Origin of the sequence: Burkholderia sp. 9775_39, from assembly GCF_015712225.1 — a bacterium.
GTDB classification, from domain to species: domain Bacteria; phylum Pseudomonadota; class Gammaproteobacteria; order Burkholderiales; family Burkholderiaceae; genus Burkholderia; species Burkholderia cenocepacia.
In genome coordinates, this window is the sequence record NZ_JACCQC010000073.1 from 1 (window position 1) to 989 (window position 989).

Annotated in this window: 1 protein-coding gene; it reads left to right on the forward strand. The window is 69.3% G+C overall.

Annotated features, from left to right (window positions below; all coding sequences use genetic code 11):
- A partial coding sequence (locus tag H0X90_RS35295) for an acetyl-CoA C-acetyltransferase (protein WP_196438434.1) occupies window positions 1-989 on the forward strand: 989 nt, incomplete at both ends.

The window sequence follows — 989 nt, forward strand, 5'->3', positions numbered from 1 at the left end:
GCGGGCGTGAAGCCCGAGCAGGTCAGCGAAGTGATCATGGGCCAGGTGCTGACGGCCGGCTCCGGGCAGAACCCGGCGCGGCAGTCGCTGATCAAGGCGGGGCTGCCGAACGCCGTGCCGGGGATGACGATCAACAAGGTGTGCGGCTCGGGCCTGAAGGCCGTGATGCTGGCGGCGAACGCGATCGTTGCGGGCGACGCGGAGATCGTGATCGCGGGTGGCCAGGAGAACATGAGCGCGTCGCCGCACGTGCTGCCGGGCTCGCGCGACGGGTTCCGGATGGGCGACGCGAAGCTGGTCGACACGATGATCGTCGACGGGTTGTGGGACGTGTACAACCAGTACCACATGGGGATCACGGCGGAGAACGTCGCGAAGGAATACGGGATCACGCGTGAAGAGCAGGACGCGTTCGCGGCGCTGTCGCAGAACAAGGCGGAAGCCGCGCAGAAGGCCGGGCGTTTCAACGACGAGATCGTGCCGGTGTCGATTCCGCAACGCAAGGGCGAGCCGCTGCAGTTCGCGACCGACGAGTTCGTGCGTCACGGCGTGACGGCGGAGTCGCTGGCGGGGCTGAAGCCGGCGTTCGCGAAGGACGGCTCGGTGACGGCGGCGAACGCGTCGGGGCTGAACGATGGGGCGGCGGCGGTGCTGGTGATGTCGGCGCAGAAGGCAGCCGCCTTGGGCCTGACGCCGCTGGCGCGGATCAAGGCGTATGCGAACGCGGGCGTGGACCCGAGCGTGATGGGCATGGGCCCGGTGCCGGCGTCGCGCCGTGCGCTGGAGCGCGCGGGCTGGACGCCGGGCGACCTGGACCTGATGGAAATCAACGAGGCGTTCGCGGCGCAGGCGCTGGCGGTGCACAAGCAGATGGGCTGGGACACGTCGAAGGTGAACGTGAACGGCGGGGCGATCGCGATCGGTCACCCGATCGGTGCGTCGGGCTGCCGGATCCTGGTGACGCTGCTGCACGAGATGGTCAAGCGCGA